The sequence below is a fragment of the Citrobacter sp. On2M genome (assembly GCF_018035235.1).
GTDB classification, from domain to species: Bacteria; Pseudomonadota; Gammaproteobacteria; order Enterobacterales; family Enterobacteriaceae; genus Citrobacter; species Citrobacter meridianamericanus.
Genome location: NZ_WPCV01000004.1, coordinates 1,300,457 through 1,316,746, shown reverse-complemented (window position 1 = coordinate 1,316,746; position 16,290 = coordinate 1,300,457). Strand labels below are relative to the sequence as shown.

16 protein-coding genes are annotated in these 16,290 nt (G+C 52.3%); 9 read left to right on the top strand and 7 right to left on the bottom strand.

Translation table 11 applies throughout. From position 1 onward, the window contains the following. Window positions 1-29: 29 nt before the first annotated feature. On the bottom strand, window positions 30-881 hold the full coding sequence (gene ispE, locus On2M_RS16610) for a 4-(cytidine 5'-diphospho)-2-C-methyl-D-erythritol kinase (RefSeq protein ID WP_151219405.1): 852 nt from the start codon (window positions 879-881) through the stop codon (window positions 30-32). Next, the gene (gene lolB / locus On2M_RS16605) at window positions 878-1,501 is read right to left on the bottom strand and encodes a lipoprotein insertase outer membrane protein LolB (RefSeq protein WP_210905170.1); all 624 of its coding nucleotides are present in this window, start codon (window positions 1,499-1,501) and stop codon (window positions 878-880) included. The genes ispE and lolB overlap by 4 nt, the downstream gene beginning before the upstream one ends. A gap of 211 nt (window positions 1,502-1,712) precedes the next feature. Between lolB and hemA the strand changes: the two genes are divergently transcribed. From hemA to kdsA, 6 genes are read left to right on the top strand one after another with little or no spacing between them, the layout of a single operon-like run. Continuing rightward, window positions 1,713-2,969 (top strand): glutamyl-tRNA reductase, encoded by a 1,257-nt coding sequence (gene hemA, locus On2M_RS16600; RefSeq protein WP_151219403.1) that lies wholly within the window; start codon window positions 1,713-1,715, stop codon window positions 2,967-2,969. A gap of 41 nt (window positions 2,970-3,010) precedes the next feature. Then, on the top strand, window positions 3,011-4,093 hold the full coding sequence (gene prfA / locus On2M_RS16595; RefSeq protein ID WP_210905169.1) for a peptide chain release factor 1: 1,083 nt from the start codon (window positions 3,011-3,013) through the stop codon (window positions 4,091-4,093). Further along, a complete protein-coding gene (gene prmC, locus On2M_RS16590; protein ID WP_187259579.1) occupies window positions 4,093-4,926 on the top strand; it encodes a peptide chain release factor N(5)-glutamine methyltransferase in 834 nt (277 codons plus the stop codon). The genes prfA and prmC overlap by 1 nt, the downstream gene beginning before the upstream one ends. Further along, the gene (gene sirB2, locus On2M_RS16585) at window positions 4,923-5,315 is read left to right on the top strand and encodes an invasion regulator SirB2 (protein WP_187259580.1); all 393 of its coding nucleotides are present in this window, start codon (window positions 4,923-4,925) and stop codon (window positions 5,313-5,315) included. The genes prmC and sirB2 overlap by 4 nt, the downstream gene beginning before the upstream one ends. A gap of 2 nt (window positions 5,316-5,317) precedes the next feature. Continuing rightward, entirely contained in the window at window positions 5,318-6,127 is an 810-nt protein-coding gene (gene sirB1 / locus On2M_RS16580) for an invasion regulator SirB1 (protein WP_187252325.1), read from the top strand. A 35-nt stretch (window positions 6,128-6,162) separates the two neighbouring features. Then, entirely contained in the window at window positions 6,163-7,017 is an 855-nt protein-coding gene (kdsA, locus tag On2M_RS16575; protein WP_210905168.1) for a 3-deoxy-8-phosphooctulonate synthase, read from the top strand. 97 nt (window positions 7,018-7,114) lie between these two features. Here the strand turns inward: kdsA and chaA are convergent, their stop codons facing one another. Beyond that, window positions 7,115-8,215: a sodium-potassium/proton antiporter ChaA gene (gene chaA, locus On2M_RS16570; protein ID WP_187252326.1), complete on the bottom strand. Its 1,101-nt coding sequence runs from the start codon at window positions 8,213-8,215 to the stop codon at window positions 7,115-7,117. Window positions 8,216-8,617: 402 nt separating this feature from the next. On the opposite strand from chaA, the gene On2M_RS16565 reads away from it, so the two are divergent. Next, window positions 8,618-9,313 (top strand): gamma-glutamylcyclotransferase, encoded by a 696-nt coding sequence (locus On2M_RS16565; RefSeq protein ID WP_210905167.1) that lies wholly within the window; start codon window positions 8,618-8,620, stop codon window positions 9,311-9,313. A 54-nt stretch (window positions 9,314-9,367) separates the two neighbouring features. On the opposite strand, the gene On2M_RS16560 is transcribed toward On2M_RS16565, so the two are convergent. Continuing rightward, window positions 9,368-9,613 (bottom strand): DUF1883 domain-containing protein, encoded by a 246-nt coding sequence (locus On2M_RS16560; RefSeq protein ID WP_003020763.1) that lies wholly within the window; start codon window positions 9,611-9,613, stop codon window positions 9,368-9,370. 262 nt (window positions 9,614-9,875) lie between these two features. After that, on the bottom strand, window positions 9,876-10,229 hold the full coding sequence (locus On2M_RS16555) for a DsrE/DsrF/TusD sulfur relay family protein (protein ID WP_151219398.1): 354 nt from the start codon (window positions 10,227-10,229) through the stop codon (window positions 9,876-9,878). A 175-nt stretch (window positions 10,230-10,404) separates the two neighbouring features. Between On2M_RS16555 and On2M_RS16550 the strand changes: the two genes are divergently transcribed. Further along, window positions 10,405-11,790, top strand: coding sequence for a YchO/YchP family invasin (locus On2M_RS16550; RefSeq protein WP_210905166.1), 1,386 nt, complete (start codon window positions 10,405-10,407; stop codon window positions 11,788-11,790). 7 nt (window positions 11,791-11,797) lie between these two features. Here the strand turns inward: On2M_RS16550 and narL are convergent, their stop codons facing one another. Both narL and narX read right to left on the bottom strand, forming a co-directional pair. Then, window positions 11,798-12,448 (bottom strand): two-component system response regulator NarL, encoded by a 651-nt coding sequence (gene narL / locus On2M_RS16545; RefSeq protein ID WP_045443652.1) that lies wholly within the window; start codon window positions 12,446-12,448, stop codon window positions 11,798-11,800. Continuing rightward, a complete protein-coding gene (gene narX / locus On2M_RS16540) occupies window positions 12,441-14,237 on the bottom strand; it encodes a nitrate/nitrite two-component system sensor histidine kinase NarX (protein ID WP_151219396.1) in 1,797 nt (598 codons plus the stop codon). Before narX ends, narL begins: the two co-directional genes overlap by 8 nt. 336 nt (window positions 14,238-14,573) lie before the next feature. On the opposite strand from narX, the gene On2M_RS16535 reads away from it, so the two are divergent. After that, complete coding sequence (locus On2M_RS16535; protein ID WP_151219395.1) at window positions 14,574-15,965, top strand: NarK family nitrate/nitrite MFS transporter; 1,392 nt, start codon at window positions 14,574-14,576, stop codon at window positions 15,963-15,965. The last annotated feature ends 325 nt before the right edge of the window (window positions 15,966-16,290 follow it).

Genomic DNA, 16,290 nt, shown 5'->3' with positions numbered 1-16,290 from the left:
TTTCGCCATCTTCCTGAAACCCGAAGGATTTAGAGTAACGCTCTTTGCAATGGGGAGAGGTTGACGCCTTTCGCCACAAAGCCTTTGAGCCATTCCGGGGCTTGCTCAAGCACCTGGCGAGCACGAGACTCAGTGTCAAATTCAGCAAAGACACAAGCCCCTGTACCAGTCAGGCGCGACGGCGCGTATTCTAACAGCCAGGAAAGCGCCGCATCAACCTCGCGAAAACGTTTTCTTGCGATAACCTCGCAATCATTGCCGAATTCACATTTTAGTAACGTTTCTATTGACCTTTTTGGCGTATTACGCGGGAGGTCGGGATCTTTAAAAATCACCGGCGTTGGAATGCTGACTCCCGGATGAGCAACCAGATACCACTTTTCCTTCGGCTCGACCGGCGTCAGAATTTCTCCCACACCTTCAGCAAAAGCCGCATGACCGCGTACGAACACAGGAACATCCGCCCCCAGCGTCAGGCCGATCGCCGCTAGCTCATCCACGGAAAGTCCGCACTGCCAGAGATGGTTCAGCGCCACCAGAACGGTCGCCGCATTTGATGAACCACCGCCGAGGCCACCGCCCATCGGCAGGCGCTTTTCGATACTGATGTCCGCGCCGATTCCTTTGGGAAGGCGATTGCTTTCAGATGCCGTCGTCATTAGCAAACGCGCCGCACGGACGATCAGGTTGTCTTCATGCGCAACGCCTTCCACCGGAGTTAACAGGTGAATTTCATCGTCGCTACGCAGTGCAATATCTATCGTGTCGCCGTAATCCAGAAACTGGAACAACGTCTGCAGCGTATGGTAACCGTCCGCACGCTGCCCGGTGATGTATAAAAACAAATTCAGTTTTGCCGGAGAGGGCCAACGGGTCATCATTTCACAATCCAGTTGTCCATTTTCAGCTTAATACGCTGGGAGCCATCGGACAGTTCCATGTTCGCCGGCATCGCCGGCTGGATTTTGCTGTCGTAGGCGCTATAGACCACTTTCCAGTTTTTACCGTCTTTGCTGTAGTTCACTTCACTCAGACGATATTTGTCGTCGAGTTTATAATCGGTGGCGTCTCCCGGCAGTCCCAGGATCCACTGGCGTAAGCTGTTCAATGGAATAGGCATGCCGGTCAGTTTTCCAATCATCTCTTCGGCGTCGTCGGCGGTGTAATGCTTACCTTTGTTATCGACAAGCTCGACGTTGCCCGGCTGCGCATTGAGTTCCAGTTCAGTGCTGCCCAGCGGGTTGGTCAGCAAGAGGCGATAGCGATCCTGTCCGGTTTGCTGCCAGAAAAAGCGGGCATACACCTTCTGTTGATCGGAAATATAGGCAAACGCACCGCGCGTCTGATATTGGTTCAGGGCGCGTACTTCCTGCTGGTGCTGTCGCCACTGTGGAGAGTCGGGGCTTTTGCCAGGACCTTTCGGCGCGTTGAGCGTACAGGCAGTAAGAACCAGGGCCGCCAGCGGCAGCAGGCGAATCAGGCGAAAATCAGGCAGGGTCATAATGATGACAAATCCTTGAGATACGTTGCAGTTATAACGCTTAATGCTAGCGCCACCATCAGACATCGTCTACGTTCAAGTTATCTTAATTCGCTTAAATTTGTGCACTAAGCTATTACTCCAAAAGGGGTCAGTCTCTTTTATTGACCGCACGCATCCTGTATGATGCACCCAGTCTAACCTTATCAACGCTGGTACTATTCCCGCAGACATGACCCTTTTAGCGCTTGGTATTAACCATAAAACGGCACCTGTATCGCTGCGAGAACGCGTAACGTTTTCGCCGGATACGCTCGATCAGGCGCTGGACAGCCTGCTTGCGCAGCCAATGGTGCAGGGCGGGGTGGTATTGTCGACGTGTAACCGCACGGAGCTGTATCTCAGCGTTGAAGAGCAGGATAACCTGCAAGAAGCGCTGGTTCGCTGGCTGTGCGAATACCATAATCTCAATGAAGAAGACCTGCGCAATAGCCTGTACTGGCACCAGGACAACGACGCCGTCAGTCATCTGATGCGTGTCGCCAGCGGCCTGGATTCGCTGGTGCTCGGTGAGCCGCAGATTTTGGGGCAGGTGAAAAAAGCCTTTGCGGACTCGCAAAAAGGCCATCTGAACGCCAGCGCACTGGAGCGCATGTTCCAGAAATCATTCTCTGTCGCTAAACGTGTACGCACAGAAACGGACATCGGCGCCAGCGCCGTGTCCGTCGCGTTTGCCGCCTGTACACTGGCGCGGCAGATCTTTGAATCGCTCTCTACGGTAACCGTGTTGCTCGTCGGCGCTGGCGAAACCATCGAACTGGTGGCGCGACACCTGCGCGAGCACAAAGTGAAGAAGATGATCATCGCTAACCGTACGCGCGAGCGTGCGCAGGTGCTGGCTGATGAAGTCGGCGCAGAGGTGATTTCGCTGAGTGATATCGACGCGCGTTTACAGGATGCCGATATTATTATCAGCTCCACCGCCAGCCCGCTGCCGATTATCGGCAAAGGAATGGTGGAGCGCGCGCTTAAAAATCGTCGTAACCAACCTATGCTGCTGGTGGATATCGCCGTACCGCGCGATGTCGAGCCGGAAGTGGGTAAGTTGTCCAACGCCTATTTGTACAGCGTTGATGACCTGCAAAGCATCATTTCGCATAACCTGGCGCAGCGCAAAGCGGCAGCCGTGGAAGCCGAAACGATTGTGGCGCAGGAAACCAGCGAGTTTATGGCCTGGCTACGCGCTCAGGGCGCAAGTGACACAATCCGCGAGTACCGCAGTCAGTCAGAACAGATCCGTGATGAACTGACCGCCAAAGCGTTGGCCGCTCTTCAACAGGGTGGTGATGCGCAAGCCATTATGCAGGATTTGGCCTGGAAACTGACCAACCGCCTGATTCATGCACCAACCAAATCACTTCAACAGGCCGCCCGTGACGGGGATAGTGAACGCCTGAATATTCTGCGCGACAGCCTCGGGCTGGAGTAGCAGCACACCAATCTTATTTTTTACAGGGTGCATTTACGCCTATGAAGCCTTCTATCGTTGCCAAACTGGAAGCCCTGCATGAACGCCATGAAGAAGTTCAGGCGCTGCTCGGTGATGCGGGTACTATCGCAGACCAGGAACGCTTTCGTGCACTGTCGCGCGAATATGCCCAATTAAGCGATGTATCCCGCTGTTTTACGGACTGGCAACAGGTTCAGGAAGATATCGAGACCGCTCAGATGATGCTCGACGATCCTGAAATGCGTGAAATGGCGCAGGATGAACTGCGCGAAGCAAAAGAGAAATGCGAACAGTTGGAACAGCATCTGCAGGTACTGCTGTTACCTAAAGATCCCGATGATGAACGTAACGCCTTCCTCGAAGTGCGTGCGGGAACCGGTGGTGATGAAGCGGCGCTGTTTGCGGGGGATCTGTTCCGCATGTACAGCCGCTATGCTGAAGCGCGTCGCTGGCGGGTAGAGATCATGAGCGCCAGTGAAGGCGAGCAAGGCGGCTATAAAGAAGTCATTGCCAAGATTAGCGGCGAAGGCGTTTACGGCCGACTGAAATTTGAGTCAGGCGGTCATCGCGTGCAGCGTGTTCCGGCGACGGAATCACAGGGCCGTATTCACACCTCTGCCTGTACGGTTGCGGTCATGCCGGAACTACCGGATGCAGAACTGCCGGACATCAACCCGGCCGATCTGCGTATTGATACCTTCCGCTCATCCGGCGCAGGGGGTCAGCACGTTAACACCACCGACTCCGCTATCCGTATTACTCACTTGCCGACCGGTATTGTGGTTGAGTGCCAGGACGAACGTTCACAGCATAAAAACAAAGCGAAAGCGATGTCGGTACTGGGGGCGCGAATTCGTGCTGCGGAAGTGGCGAGACGCCAGCAGGCGGAAGCCTCTGAACGTCGTAACCTGTTAGGCAGCGGCGATCGCAGCGATCGCAATCGTACCTATAACTTCCCGCAGGGGCGCGTGACCGATCACCGCATTAATCTCACGCTCTACCGTCTGGATGAAGCGATGGAAGGTAAACTGGATATGCTCATTGAGCCGATTGTCCAGGAATATCAGGCTGACCAACTGGCGGCATTGTCCGAGCAGGATTAATGGATTATCAGCACTGGCTGCGTGAAGCGATAAGCCAATTACAGGCAAGCGAAAGCCCGCGCCGTGACGCCGAGATTTTACTCGAGTTTGTGACCGGTAAGGGGCGCACCTTTATTCTGGCGTTTGGCGAAACGGTGTTAACCGAGGCGCAGCGTCAGCGGCTCGATACATTACTGGAACGCCGTCAGCGGGGGGAGCCTGTGGCACATCTGACCGGCGTGCGCGAGTTCTGGTCGCTGCCGCTGTTTGTGTCTCCGGCTACGCTTATTCCACGTCCGGATACCGAGTGTCTGGTTGAGCAGGCGCTGGCTCGTCTGCCTGCCTCTGCGTGTCGAATTCTGGATTTGGGAACCGGTACGGGCGCCATTGCGCTGGCGCTGGCAACCGAGCGTCCAGATTGCGCGGTGACCGCGGTTGACCGCATGCCCGATGCTGTAGCACTGGCAACCCGCAACAAACAGCATCTGGCTATCGACAATGTTTGCGTGCTGCAAAGCGACTGGTTCAGTGCTTTGCAGGGGCAGCAGTTTGACATGATTGTCAGCAATCCGCCGTATATCGACGAACAAGACCCGCACCTGGAGCAGGGCGATGTACGTTTTGAGCCGCTATCGGCACTGGTGGCGGGCGAGCAGGGAATGGCGGATATCGTGCATATCATTGACCAGTCTCGACAAATGCTAACGCCCGGCGGTTATCTGCTGCTGGAGCACGGCTGGCAGCAGGGACAGGCCGTCCGCGACGCCTATACTCATGCCGGTTACCAGACAGTTGAAACCTGCCGTGACTATGGCGGCAACGAGCGAATTACGCTTGGACGCCTTCCATCATGAGTTCCTTCAGAGTGTTACTCAACGTCCATCTCATCAGCATTGCGCTTTCTGTTGGTCTGTTGACGCTGCGTTTTTGGTGGCGTTACACCGACTCACGTCTTGCCTGCGCACGCTGGACGCGCATTGTGCCGCCAGTTGTGGATACCGTTTTATTACTCAGCGGCGTGGCGTTAATGCTTAAAGCGCACATCCTGCCATTCACTGAGCACGGGACATGGCTGACTGAAAAGCTGTTTGGGGTTATCATTTACATCGTTTTGGGTTTTATTGCGCTCGATTATCGTCGGGCGCGCAGTCAGCAGGCGCGATTAGTCGCATTTCCGCTGGCGCTGGTGGTGCTGTACATCATCATTAAACTCGCCACCACAAAAATACCGTTACTGGGGTAAGCATGAGGTCGTTAGCTGATTTCGAATTTAATAAAGCGCCATTGTGTGATGGGATGATCCTGGCGTCGGAGACAATCCGTCTGGATTTTCCAACACAAACTGTCTATGACGAACTGGAACGTCTGGTTAGTCTGGCGCAAGAAGAAATTAGCCAGCTCCTGTCTCAGGATGAGCAACTGGAAAAACTGCTGGCACTTTTTTATGGCGAATGGGGGTTTACGGACACCCACGGCGTCTATCGTCTTTCTGATGCACTATGGCTTGACCAGGTTCTGAAAAATCGTCAGGGCAGCGCCGTGTCGCTGGGCGCGATCTTATTATGGATTGCCAACCGACTGGAACTGCCGTTGGTGCCGGTGATTTTCCCGACACAACTCATCCTGCGTATTGAATCGCTCGATGGCGAAATGTGGCTAATCAATCCGTTCAATGGCGAAACGTTAAATGAGCACACGCTGGAAGTCTGGTTGAAAGGGAATATCAGCCCGGTTGCGGAGTTATTTAACGAGGACCTGGATGAAGCGGATAACGCGGAAGTGATCCGCAAACTGCTGGACACGCTGAAATCATCGCTGATGGAAGAGCGGCAAATGGAACTGGCCCTGCGTGCCAGCGAAGCATTATTACAGTTTAATCCTGAAGACCCGTATGAAATACGCGACCGTGGATTAATCTACGCGCAGCTGGAGTGTGAGCATGTTGCGCTGACCGATTTAAGCTATTTCGTTGAACAGTGTCCGGAAGACCCGATCAGCGAAATGATTCGTGCGCAGATTAATACTATTTCGCACAAACAAATTGTATTGCATTGATTAATGACACTTTACCTACCGTTTAAGGCGATCCTATGAAACAAAAAGTGGTTAGCATTGGCGACATCAACGTGGCAAATGACCTGCCGTTCGTGCTGTTTGGCGGAATGAACGTGCTGGAATCCCGCGATCTGGCGATGCGCATTTGTGAGCACTACGTAACCGTTACTCAAAAGCTGGGTATCCCTTACGTGTTCAAAGCCTCCTTTGATAAAGCCAACCGTTCTTCCATCCACTCTTACCGTGGACCGGGTCTTGAAGAAGGGATGAAAATCTTCCAGGAACTGAAGCAAACTTTTGGCGTAAAAGTGATCACCGACGTCCACGAAGCCAGCCAGGCGCAACCTGTTGCTGACGTGGTGGATGTGATTCAGTTGCCGGCATTCCTCGCTCGCCAGACCGATCTGGTGGAAGCGATGGCGAAAACCGGTGCCGTTATTAACGTGAAGAAACCGCAGTTCGTAAGCCCTGGTCAGATGGGTAATATCGTGGATAAATTCCATGAAGGCGGTAACGATAAGGTTATTCTCTGCGACCGTGGCGCGAACTTTGGTTATGACAACCTGGTTGTGGATATGCTGGGCTTTAACGTGATGAAAAAGGTCTCCGGCAACTCGCCGGTGATTTTCGACGTGACCCATGCGCTGCAGTGTCGCGATCCGTTTGGTGCAGCAAGCGGTGGGCGTCGTGCGCAGGTTACCGAACTGGCGCGTGCAGGTATGGCAGTCGGTCTGGCAGGCCTGTTCATTGAAGCGCATCCGGATCCAGCCAATGCGAAATGCGATGGCCCATCCGCGCTGCCGCTGGCGAAACTGGAACAGTTCCTGACACAGATTAAAGCCATTGATGACCTGGTGAAAAGCTTCGACGAGCTGGATACCGAGAACTAAGTCATTTTGTATATCTGACAGAGCTTGTGCTTATCAGGTCTACGAAAGGAAATAAAAAGCCGGACCCGACAAGTTGAGTCGGGTCCGGCTTTTTTCATCAGGCAAATATTGTCATCAGATAGGCGATAAACAGCGCCAGATGAGCCGCACCGTTAAGCACATTGGTGCGTCCAGTGGAGAAAGAGATATGGCACAGTACCAGTGATGAAACCATCACAATCATCTCTGGCGCACCCAGCGCAAACACTAAATCATTTCCGGTTGCCCATGCGATCAGCGTCACCACCGGTACGGTCAGTGAAATAGTGGCTAATACCGAACCGAAGAACAAATTCATCGCCCGCTGTACCTGATTGCTCAGCACCGCTTTCAGCGCGCCCAGTCCTTCAGGAGAGAGGATGAGTAACGCGACCAGGAAACCGGTAAAGGCTACTGGTGCATTCAGTTCTGTCAGCAATGTCTCCAGTGGGCTGGCGTTCATCTTGGTTACGGCGATAACGGCGATCAGATGAATGATAAGCCAGGAGGCGTGCCACATATTGCTGTGTGCTGACGGCTTACCGTGATGCGGGTCGTCATCGTCGCCTTCGTCTTCATGCTCGTAAATAAACAGGCTTTGGTGGGTTTTGGTTTGAATCAGCAAAAATACACCGTACATTGCCGCAGAAATTAATGCGACCAACAGCGCCTGCGCCGTCGTGAAATTCGCGCCCGGTAAAGCCATTGGGAACACCAGTACAATAATGGCCAGTGGGAACAGGGCGATTAAATACTGTTTAATACCAAACAGGTTCATATACTGTGTAGCAAATTTACGTCCACCCAACAGTAATGAAAAACCGACCAGACCGCCGGTGACGATCATAATGATTGAATACAGCGTATCGCGCATGAGGGTAGGCGCAGCATCACCGGTTGCCATTAATGCCGAGATCAAACTGACTTCAAGAATAACAACGGACAGGCTGAGGATCAGTGACCCGTAGGGTTCGCCAAGTCGATGCGCTAATACATCCGCATGACGGACAACGCTGAATGCGCTGCTTAATATACCAATAAGGGCCAGCGCATTAATACCGATGACCACTGGTAGTGACTGACTGCTCCCCCAGAAGAACAGGACTACCAGCGCCAAAATCGGGAAGACGAGAGAGGTCTCCTTGTGGCGGGTTTTTACCGCCTCATGTACTTGTGTCATTGAACTAATTCTCCATCTCTGCAGGTATTTATAATTATAAAAGTATTAAAGAATGTAAAAAATAACAGATCTTTCGGTAATTCCGATCTGATTTTACGTAATTTTACGGCATGGAACATTTTTTGCATCAAAGCGAACAAAATTGCATATCTTGTTTATAGAGTATTTAAATAACAAAGCATTAGATTTTACCGTCAACAAGAATTGCTGATAGTACTGATACAAATGATAGTGCAGGGTTTAGCAACGCGAGAGGATATAAAGTGCCGTTGACGCTTTGTTGCCTTGCAAGCGAGCGGCGAATTGCCTATTGTCCAGCTATTGGTTTCAAAATGAGCAGTAAAAAGCCTGGAAGGCGTCAAAAAAGTTGTCGCACGGAAGCAGCAGTGGCGGAGGTGTAAGGTGTTAACGCGTGATTTTTTATTGAATGCCGACTGTAAGACGGCGTTTGGTGCTATTGAAGAATCACAACTCTGGTCAGCGGAACAACGGGCAGCTTCACTGGCCGCCACGCTTGCTTGCCGACCCGATGATGGACCGGTGTGGATCTTCGGTTATGGATCGTTGATGTGGAATCCGGCCTTAGAGTTTGATGAGTCCTGTACCGGGACGTTAGTCGGCTGGCACCGTGCTTTTTGCCTGCGCCTGACGGCGGGGAGAGGAACGGCGGGTCAGCCAGGACGCATGTTGGCCTTGAAAGAGGGCGGACGCACCACCGGCGTAGCCTACCGCTTACCGCACGCGTCGTTGGAACAAGAGCTTTCTTTACTGTGGAAGCGTGAAATGATAACCGGATGCTATCTGCCCACCTGGTGCCAGTTGGCGCTGGATGATGGTCGGACGGTGAACGCGCTGGTCTTCATTATGGATCCGCGCCATCCGCTGTTTGAGTCAGACACGCGTGCGCAGGTGATCGCTCCGCTTATTGCTGCGGCGAGCGGGCCTTTAGGCACCAACGCCCAGTATTTGTTCTCGCTGGAACAAGAGCTGGTTAAGTTGGGGATGCAGGATGACTGTCTTAACGATCTGGTGATTACGGTCAAACGATTGTTGGGAGATAATCTGCCGGAGGGCGTTATGCGACCAGGGTTTGCCTGAACCCCGCCAGGAACTGAATGCCCGAAAGCCAGACGCTTTTCGGGCATTTAACGCTTAGGCTGCAATATAACTTATCGAATGCTCAAGCGACTGGCTGTGGCTGTCGATCAGCACATTCCAGATGCCCGTATAGGGCACGGTCAGCCATGCGTTATCACGATCCTGCACGCTTAAAATGTCGGACTGCGTGTCTTTGACGTGATTTTTCTCGCTCATCAAATGGATATGACAGCGCTCAGAACAGCGCACAACCACCGTATCGCCACCAAATAACTTTAAACTCGCCTTCACTAATGCCATTTTTCACCCCGTTCTTGAAAACAACGTACTTTCTGTCGAAAGTGCTGCGTGATGTTGTTCACATTTCACTCATTGCATAACACCAAAGGGGGAGCAACAGGATGCTGATTTTGATCAAAAAATGGCATAACGATTAAACAAAAGTGACAAAATCCCTCAAAAGGGTTGAAAGGGCGTGCTAACGTTCAACGAAACCGCGCCCATCTACAATTAAATCCGGAAATTATCGACACTTTCAGTGCGCTTGCCTGAAAACGTTGTATCAGAAGGTCAATACCTTATCTGCATCCAGCGTCCATTGCGCCAGTTCAACCAGCGTACCGACGGCCACTCCGTCAATTAACGGTAGCGCCGTGATCCCACGGCCATCGGTGCAGGTTTTGCACAGTTTCACCGGAACATTTTGCGCCGTCAGAATCTCCAGCATTTGCTGAATATTGTATCCTTCAGCGGGTTTCTGGCCACGCAATCCCGCAGTTACCGCGTCTGACATTAAAAACAGACGCAGGTCGAGAGAGCCTTCTTGTTCGCGCAAGGCGATAGCCAGACGCAGGCTGTTGAATAACGATTCGCTTCCGTAGGCCGCACCGTTCGCGACGATCACTATCTTTTGCATTTTTACTCCTTTTGCTGCATATGAGCGTTAATAACTGACACGTATGTTACACCTCTTTCTCGATGCCAGGATAATGCCGAAAAAGGTGGGAAGGGCTGAAAATCAATGCTGAAGACGTTATGGTTTAAGGTAAGTATGCCGCTGTGGCTAATTGATGTAAGAAACCGCTAACGATTTGAGCCATAATATTTATTTATCTCTCGCTGTATTCTCCCTCTTGCCGTTGGCAGGCGGTACTGCCAGTGCGCAATCGTCTTTCATTCATCAGGCGGAAAACCCTTTCGATAACAATAGTGATGGCTTGCCCGATCTCGGCATGGCACCGGAGTCGCGGGCGGGCGAAAAGCACTTTGCCGAAATGGTCAAAGCGTTCGGTGAAGCCAGCATGACCGATAACGGGCTTGATACGGGTGAACAGGCGAAGCAGTTCGCGTTTGGTCAGGTGCGTGATACGGTTAGCGAGCAGGTGAATCAGCAACTGGAATCCTGGCTCTCTGTGTGGGGAAATGCCAGCGTTGGGTTGCAGGTTGATAACGAAGGCAGTTTTAACGGGAGTCGGGGGAGCTGGTTTATCCCGTGGCAAGACAATCAACGTTATCTCACCTGGAGCCAGCTGGGACTGACGCAGCAGGATGAAGGACTGGTCAGTAATGCGGGGATTGGGCAGCGCTGGGTACGTGACGGTTGGTTACTGGGTTACAACACCTTTTATGACAACCTGCTGGATGAAAATCTGCCCCGGGGAGGTCTCGGTGCAGAGGTATGGGGCAAAAATTTGCGCTTATCTGCTAACTATTATCAGCCGTTTTCCTCCTGGCAGGAGCGCTCTGTGACCCAGCAACAACGGATGGCCCGCGGCTATGATCTGACCGCGCAAATGCGCATGCCATTTTACCAACACCTTAATACCAGCATCAGTGTGGAGCAGTATTTTGGCGACCAGGTAGATCTTTTTCATTCGGGCACCGGGTACCACAACCCGGTGGCGATGAATCTCGGGCTGAGCTATACGCCGGTGCCGCTGATCACAGTGACAGCGCAGCACAAGCAGGGTGAAAGCGGCATCAGCCAGAATAACCTCGGCTTCACGCTCAATTACCGATTTGGCGTGCCGCTAAAAAAACAACTGATGGTCAGCGAGGTGGCAAACAGCCGTTCGCTGCGCGGCAGTCGTTATGACGATCCGCAGCGTAACAATCTGCCGACGCTGGAATATCGCCAGCGTAAAACCCTGTCGGTATTTTTGGCCACGCCACCGTGGGATCTCAAAGGGGGAGAGACGGTGGCGCTGAAATTGCAAGTACGTAGTCAGTATGGGATTCGCCACCTGACGTGGCAGGGCGATACCCAGGCGTTGAGCTTAACGGCTGGCAGTAATAGCAGAAGCGCGCAGGGCTGGACAATTATTATGCCAAAATGGGACAGCAGAGAAGGGGCGATGAACCGCTGGCGGTTGTCTGTGGTGGTAGAAGATGAGCTGGGCCAGCGTGTCTCTTCCAATGAGATCACGCTCTCACTGACCGAACCGTTTATTAACGTTTCGGAAAATGATCCTCGTTAATGCATTATCAGAAAATGCGTTCCTGATGCACCCATACCGCCGCTTCAACGCGTGATTTGAGCTTCATTTTCTTCAGCATATGTTTCACATGAACTTTTACCGTACTTTCGGTGATGTCCAGACGGCGGGCGATCATTTTGTTCGGCAGGCCCTGGGCGATCAGCTTAAGAATATCGCGTTCGCGCGGTGTCAGTTGGGTGACATCACGATCCGACGTTGCACGGTTGGCGCGCAGGCTGGCGGCCAGAACCGGGGTTAGTGCTTCGCTTAGCACCATTTCACCAGCGGCTGCCTGCTGCAATGCTTTCAGCAAATCTTCCGGCTCCATATCTTTCAACAGATAGCCGTCGGCGCCACGCTTAAGTGCGGTAACCACGTCTTCTTCATGATTGGATACGCTAAACACCACGATACGGCCCGACAGCGATTTCTCACGCAGCTTGTCGAGTGTTTCCAGACCGTTCATGCCGGGCATGTTGAGATCGAGAAGGATCAGATCGGGATCAAGGGATTCTGCCAACTCAATACCCTGCTCGCCATTGCTGGCTTCACCGACCACGGTGATATCGGGCGCCATGCTGACAAGCTGTTTTACACCGGTTCGCAGCATCGGATGATCGTCGATCAACAGGATGGTTGCCGGTTCCTGATTACTCATGGGTATCTCCTTGGACTTCTGTGAAGTTTGTTTCGGGAATAAAAGTGACAGCAACTTCAGTACCGCCTGTCTCGCGACGGCGTACACGGCAATCGCCGCGCAAGCTCTGCGCGCGGTCACGCATGATTATCATACCGTAGTGGTTACTGCGTTCGGCGTTTTCTGGTACGCCACAGCCGTTATCTTGTACTGTCAGTTTGACCTGCTTGCCATTTTGCACCACCGTCACGACCACTTCATTGGCTTGTGAGTGTTTAAGAGCGTTGCTCAGGGCTTCGCGGGCAATTTGTAGCAGGTGAATCGCCTGATGTGAAGGGACCAGACGCGGCGGCAACTGATAATCCAGCTTAACCGTAAATCCAAAACGGGCGCTGTATTCCTGACAGCTGGCTTCCAGCGCGGGTCGCAATCCAGGTTCCGTCAGCTGTAAACGGAAGGTCGTCAACAGCTCACGCAGTTGCGCCCACGAAGCATTCAGCTCATTACGAATTTGGCTGAGCAGCTCGCGGCAGTTATCTGAAAGCGCATCGCCCTGCATCTGCAAACAGCTAACCTGCATCTTCATACAGGAGAGCGATTGTGCAATAGAATCATGAAGTTCGCGCGCAATGGTGGCACGCTCTTCCATCACGATCAACTGCTGCTGACGCTCCTGATGCCTGTCGAGTGCAAGCGTTGCGGTCAGTTGCTCAACCAGCGTATCGACCAGCTGCTGTTGATCGTGGCTGAGATGGCGTCCGTACGGCAACGTGGCGAGCAGAATACCATATTGTGTATGTGTATCGGTCAGACGCCATTTCAGTGTGATACCGCCGTCAATGGCAGGTAGCGTCCCACGTGGACACAAATGACAGCCTTTCTCATCACAACTGGCATCGGACTGACAGGTAAATTCCTGGTGGTTATCTTCATCTTCCAGGTCATAGACCCGCAGTTCTATATCATGCAGCAGGGTTAAATTTTGCAGGCCGTTCAATACCGGGGAGAGGCGTTCGCATAACGGCACCTGTGAGTGCAGACGGCGGTTGGCTTGCCACAGGAAAGAGAGGATCTGATTTTTATGCTCCAGCCCCGCCGTTTTCTCCTGTACGCGTTGTTCCAGCACGGCATAACTCTCAGCCAGTTCTTCCGACATGTTATTCAGTGCCGAACCCAGAGCCGCCATCTCATTACGCCCGCTAATATGCGCGCGTTGGGTAAAATCACGCTGGCTGACCGCTCGCGCCATTATCAGCAGCTGTTTCCAGGGCTGTAACAGACGCACCCGCAGCCAGATAATAGTGAAGACCAGCAGCAATGCCATAAATATGGCCATCAGGCGATGCAGCAGGACGACGCGTTCAATACGTAATTCGGTAGTATGATCAAAGGCGGTAACCAGTTTATCCAGTCCAACCACAAAGCGCGTAACATCCTGCGCGACCGCATCAGGTGTCTGCGCATGTAAAAGCCCCGGTGCCAGTTCGGTATGCCAGTAATCCTGTAATGCTTTTAACTGCGTTTGCTGTCCGTCGCGCTCAGCAGCACGCGTCAATTCCGGACTAAACGCCGTTTTCTCCATTTCATCCAGTAGCGGTTGATCATTAGCATCCAACGGGATAGCTGCCAGCAGGCGATAGCTTTGCATACGTAGCGAGCCTGCTTTGTTGATTGCATGCGCGCTACCCTGAACGCCCTGAACCAGCCAGCCGGAGACAGCCATACCTGCCACGCCGATGGCAGTGGACAACAAAACAATCAGCGCCACCTGGTTGACCAGCGTCAGCGGAGAGAGACAACGTTTAAACATGGTGACTTGTTCCTTCGGATTTCACAGAACAGAAAACCTTATTGAATGACGATGCTGCAGGCAGTGGCGTTATTCTCGACGATACACTGGAGTATACCCATACCTCAAACGGGCTACCTCTTAATTGCCGTCAGGGGGAGTGTTCATGGACGAGGGGGAGTAGGGGACGGCAGAGGCGTGAAAAACCACATATTTTTTACCTAAGTTATGTACTCACTTAGGGTAATGACAAATTTTAGGCCTGAATAATGACACCTTTTCCTTTGATTTATATCAACTTACCTCCAGCTGTAAACCCTAATGTTGCAGGCATCGAAACAAGTATCAGAGGTGTCTATGAGTCACTCATCTGCCCCGGAAAGGGCATCTGGAGCTGTAATTACCGAATGGCGGCCGGAAGATCCCGCCTTCTGGCAACAGCGTGGTCAACGAATCGCCAGCCGTAACCTGTGGATTTCCGTTCCTTGCTTGCTGCTGGCGTTTTGTGTGTGGATGTTATTTAGCGCCGTGGCGGTGAATTTACCGAAAGTTGGATTTGATTTCACTACCGAACAACTGTTCATGTTGACGGCATTACCCTCGGTGTCCGGCGCGTTGCTGCGTGTACCGTATTCCTTCATGGTTCCCCTGTTTGGTGGCCGTCGCTGGACGGCATTCAGTACCGGTATCCTGATCATTCCTTGTGTATGGTTAGGCTTTGCGGTGCAGGATACCTCCACGCCATTTAGTACCTTTATAATTATCTCTCTGTTGTGCGGTTTTGCCGGCGCGAACTTTGCTTCCAGCATGGCAAATATCAGTTTCTTCTTTCCAAAACAGAAACAGGGTGGCGCGCTGGGGCTGAACGGTGGCCTGGGCAACATGGGTGTCAGCGTGATGCAGTTGGTCGCTCCGCTGGTGGTTTCACTGTCAATCTTTGCCGCGTTCGGTAGCCACGGCGTTGCACAACCGGATGGCACGCAGTTGTATCTGGCAAATGCCGCATGGATTTGGGTGCCATTCCTCGCTATTTTCACGCTGGCCGCATGGTTCGGTATGAACGAACTGGCAACCTCCAAAGCCTCGCTGAAAGAGCAATTACCAGTGCTGAAACGCGGGCATTTGTGGATTATGAGCCTGCTGTATCTGGCGACCTTCGGTTCCTTTATCGGTTTCTCAGCTGGATTTGCGATGCTGTCGAAAACGCAATTCCCTGAGGTGCAGATCCTGCATTACGCCTTCTTTGGCCCGTTCATTGGTGCTTTGGCGCGTTCTGCAGGTGGAGCAATCTCTGACCGTCTGGGCGGAACCCGTGTCACACTGGTGAACTTCGTGCTGATGGCTATTTTCAGTGCCTTATTGTTCCTGACGCTGCCATCAAATGGTGTCGGAGGCAACTTCATTGCTTTCTTCGCAGTGTTCCTGGCGCTGTTCCTGACGGCCGGGCTGGGGAGTGGTTCAACCTTCCAGATGATCTCCGTTATCTTCCGTAAACTGACGATGGACAGAGTAAAAGCTGAAGGCGGTTCAGAAGAGAAAGCGATGCGTGAAGCAGCAACCGATACGGCGGCGGCGTTGGGCTTTATCTCTGCTATTGGTGCGATCGGCGGCTTCTTTATTCCGAAAGCATTTGGTACATCCCTGGCATTAACCGGTTCTCCGGTCGGTGCGATGAAAGTCTTTTTGATCTTCTATGTCGCTTGTGTGGTTATCACCTGGGCGGTATACGGACGTCATTCTAAAAAGTAAAAAAGCAGTAACTGTTGATTATCCATTGCGCGGCGTTAGACCGCGCTTTTTTTTGCTTATCATTAGTTACAACATACTTATCATGGGGGCACAACAACTGCCTGTGAGTATGGTGCTTTCACGATGCCAGGCAGGGGGGATACCCCTTAATACCCACTTATAAAGAATTTAACATTTGTATGATAAGTGTATTTAAAAAAAATATTATAATTCAGTTAGTTGACTGATTTATAGATATCCCACTAAGGGGGTATGTGAAAATTGTCCCTCATTTTTCATCCCTGTCTGCCTTGATCGTTATCAATTCTTACGTCCTTTCAGAGCG

Excerpts from the sequence above, each read along its gene's own strand:
- narL (WP_045443652.1), bottom strand. The coding sequence starts at position 12,448 with ATGAGTAATCAGGAACCGGCAACCATCCTGTTGATCGACGATCATCCG.
- sirB2 (WP_187259580.1), top strand. The coding sequence starts at position 4,923 with ATGAGTTCCTTCAGAGTGTTACTCAACGTCCATCTCATCAGCATTGCG.
- narX (WP_151219396.1), bottom strand. The coding sequence starts at position 14,237 with ATGTTTAAACGTTGTCTCTCTCCGCTGACGCTGGTCAACCAGGTGGCG.
- hemA (WP_151219403.1), top strand. The coding sequence starts at position 1,713 with ATGACCCTTTTAGCGCTTGGTATTAACCATAAAACGGCACCTGTATCG.
- chaA (WP_187252326.1), bottom strand. The coding sequence starts at position 8,215 with ATGACACAAGTACATGAGGCGGTAAAAACCCGCCACAAGGAGACCTCT.
- lolB (WP_210905170.1), bottom strand. The coding sequence starts at position 1,501 with ATGACCCTGCCTGATTTTCGCCTGATTCGCCTGCTGCCGCTGGCGGCC.
- On2M_RS16560 (WP_003020763.1), bottom strand. The coding sequence starts at position 9,613 with ATGGCATTAGTGAAGGCGAGTTTAAAGTTATTTGGTGGCGATACGGTG.
- ispE (WP_151219405.1), bottom strand. The coding sequence starts at position 881 with ATGATGACCCGTTGGCCCTCTCCGGCAAAACTGAATTTGTTTTTATAC.
- sirB1 (WP_187252325.1), top strand. The coding sequence starts at position 5,318 with ATGAGGTCGTTAGCTGATTTCGAATTTAATAAAGCGCCATTGTGTGAT.
- On2M_RS16555 (WP_151219398.1), bottom strand. The coding sequence starts at position 10,229 with ATGCAAAAGATAGTGATCGTCGCGAACGGTGCGGCCTACGGAAGCGAA.
- On2M_RS16535 (WP_151219395.1), top strand. The coding sequence starts at position 14,574 with ATGAGTCACTCATCTGCCCCGGAAAGGGCATCTGGAGCTGTAATTACC.
- prmC (WP_187259579.1), top strand. The coding sequence starts at position 4,093 with ATGGATTATCAGCACTGGCTGCGTGAAGCGATAAGCCAATTACAGGCA.
- prfA (WP_210905169.1), top strand. The coding sequence starts at position 3,011 with ATGAAGCCTTCTATCGTTGCCAAACTGGAAGCCCTGCATGAACGCCAT.
- kdsA (WP_210905168.1), top strand. The coding sequence starts at position 6,163 with ATGAAACAAAAAGTGGTTAGCATTGGCGACATCAACGTGGCAAATGAC.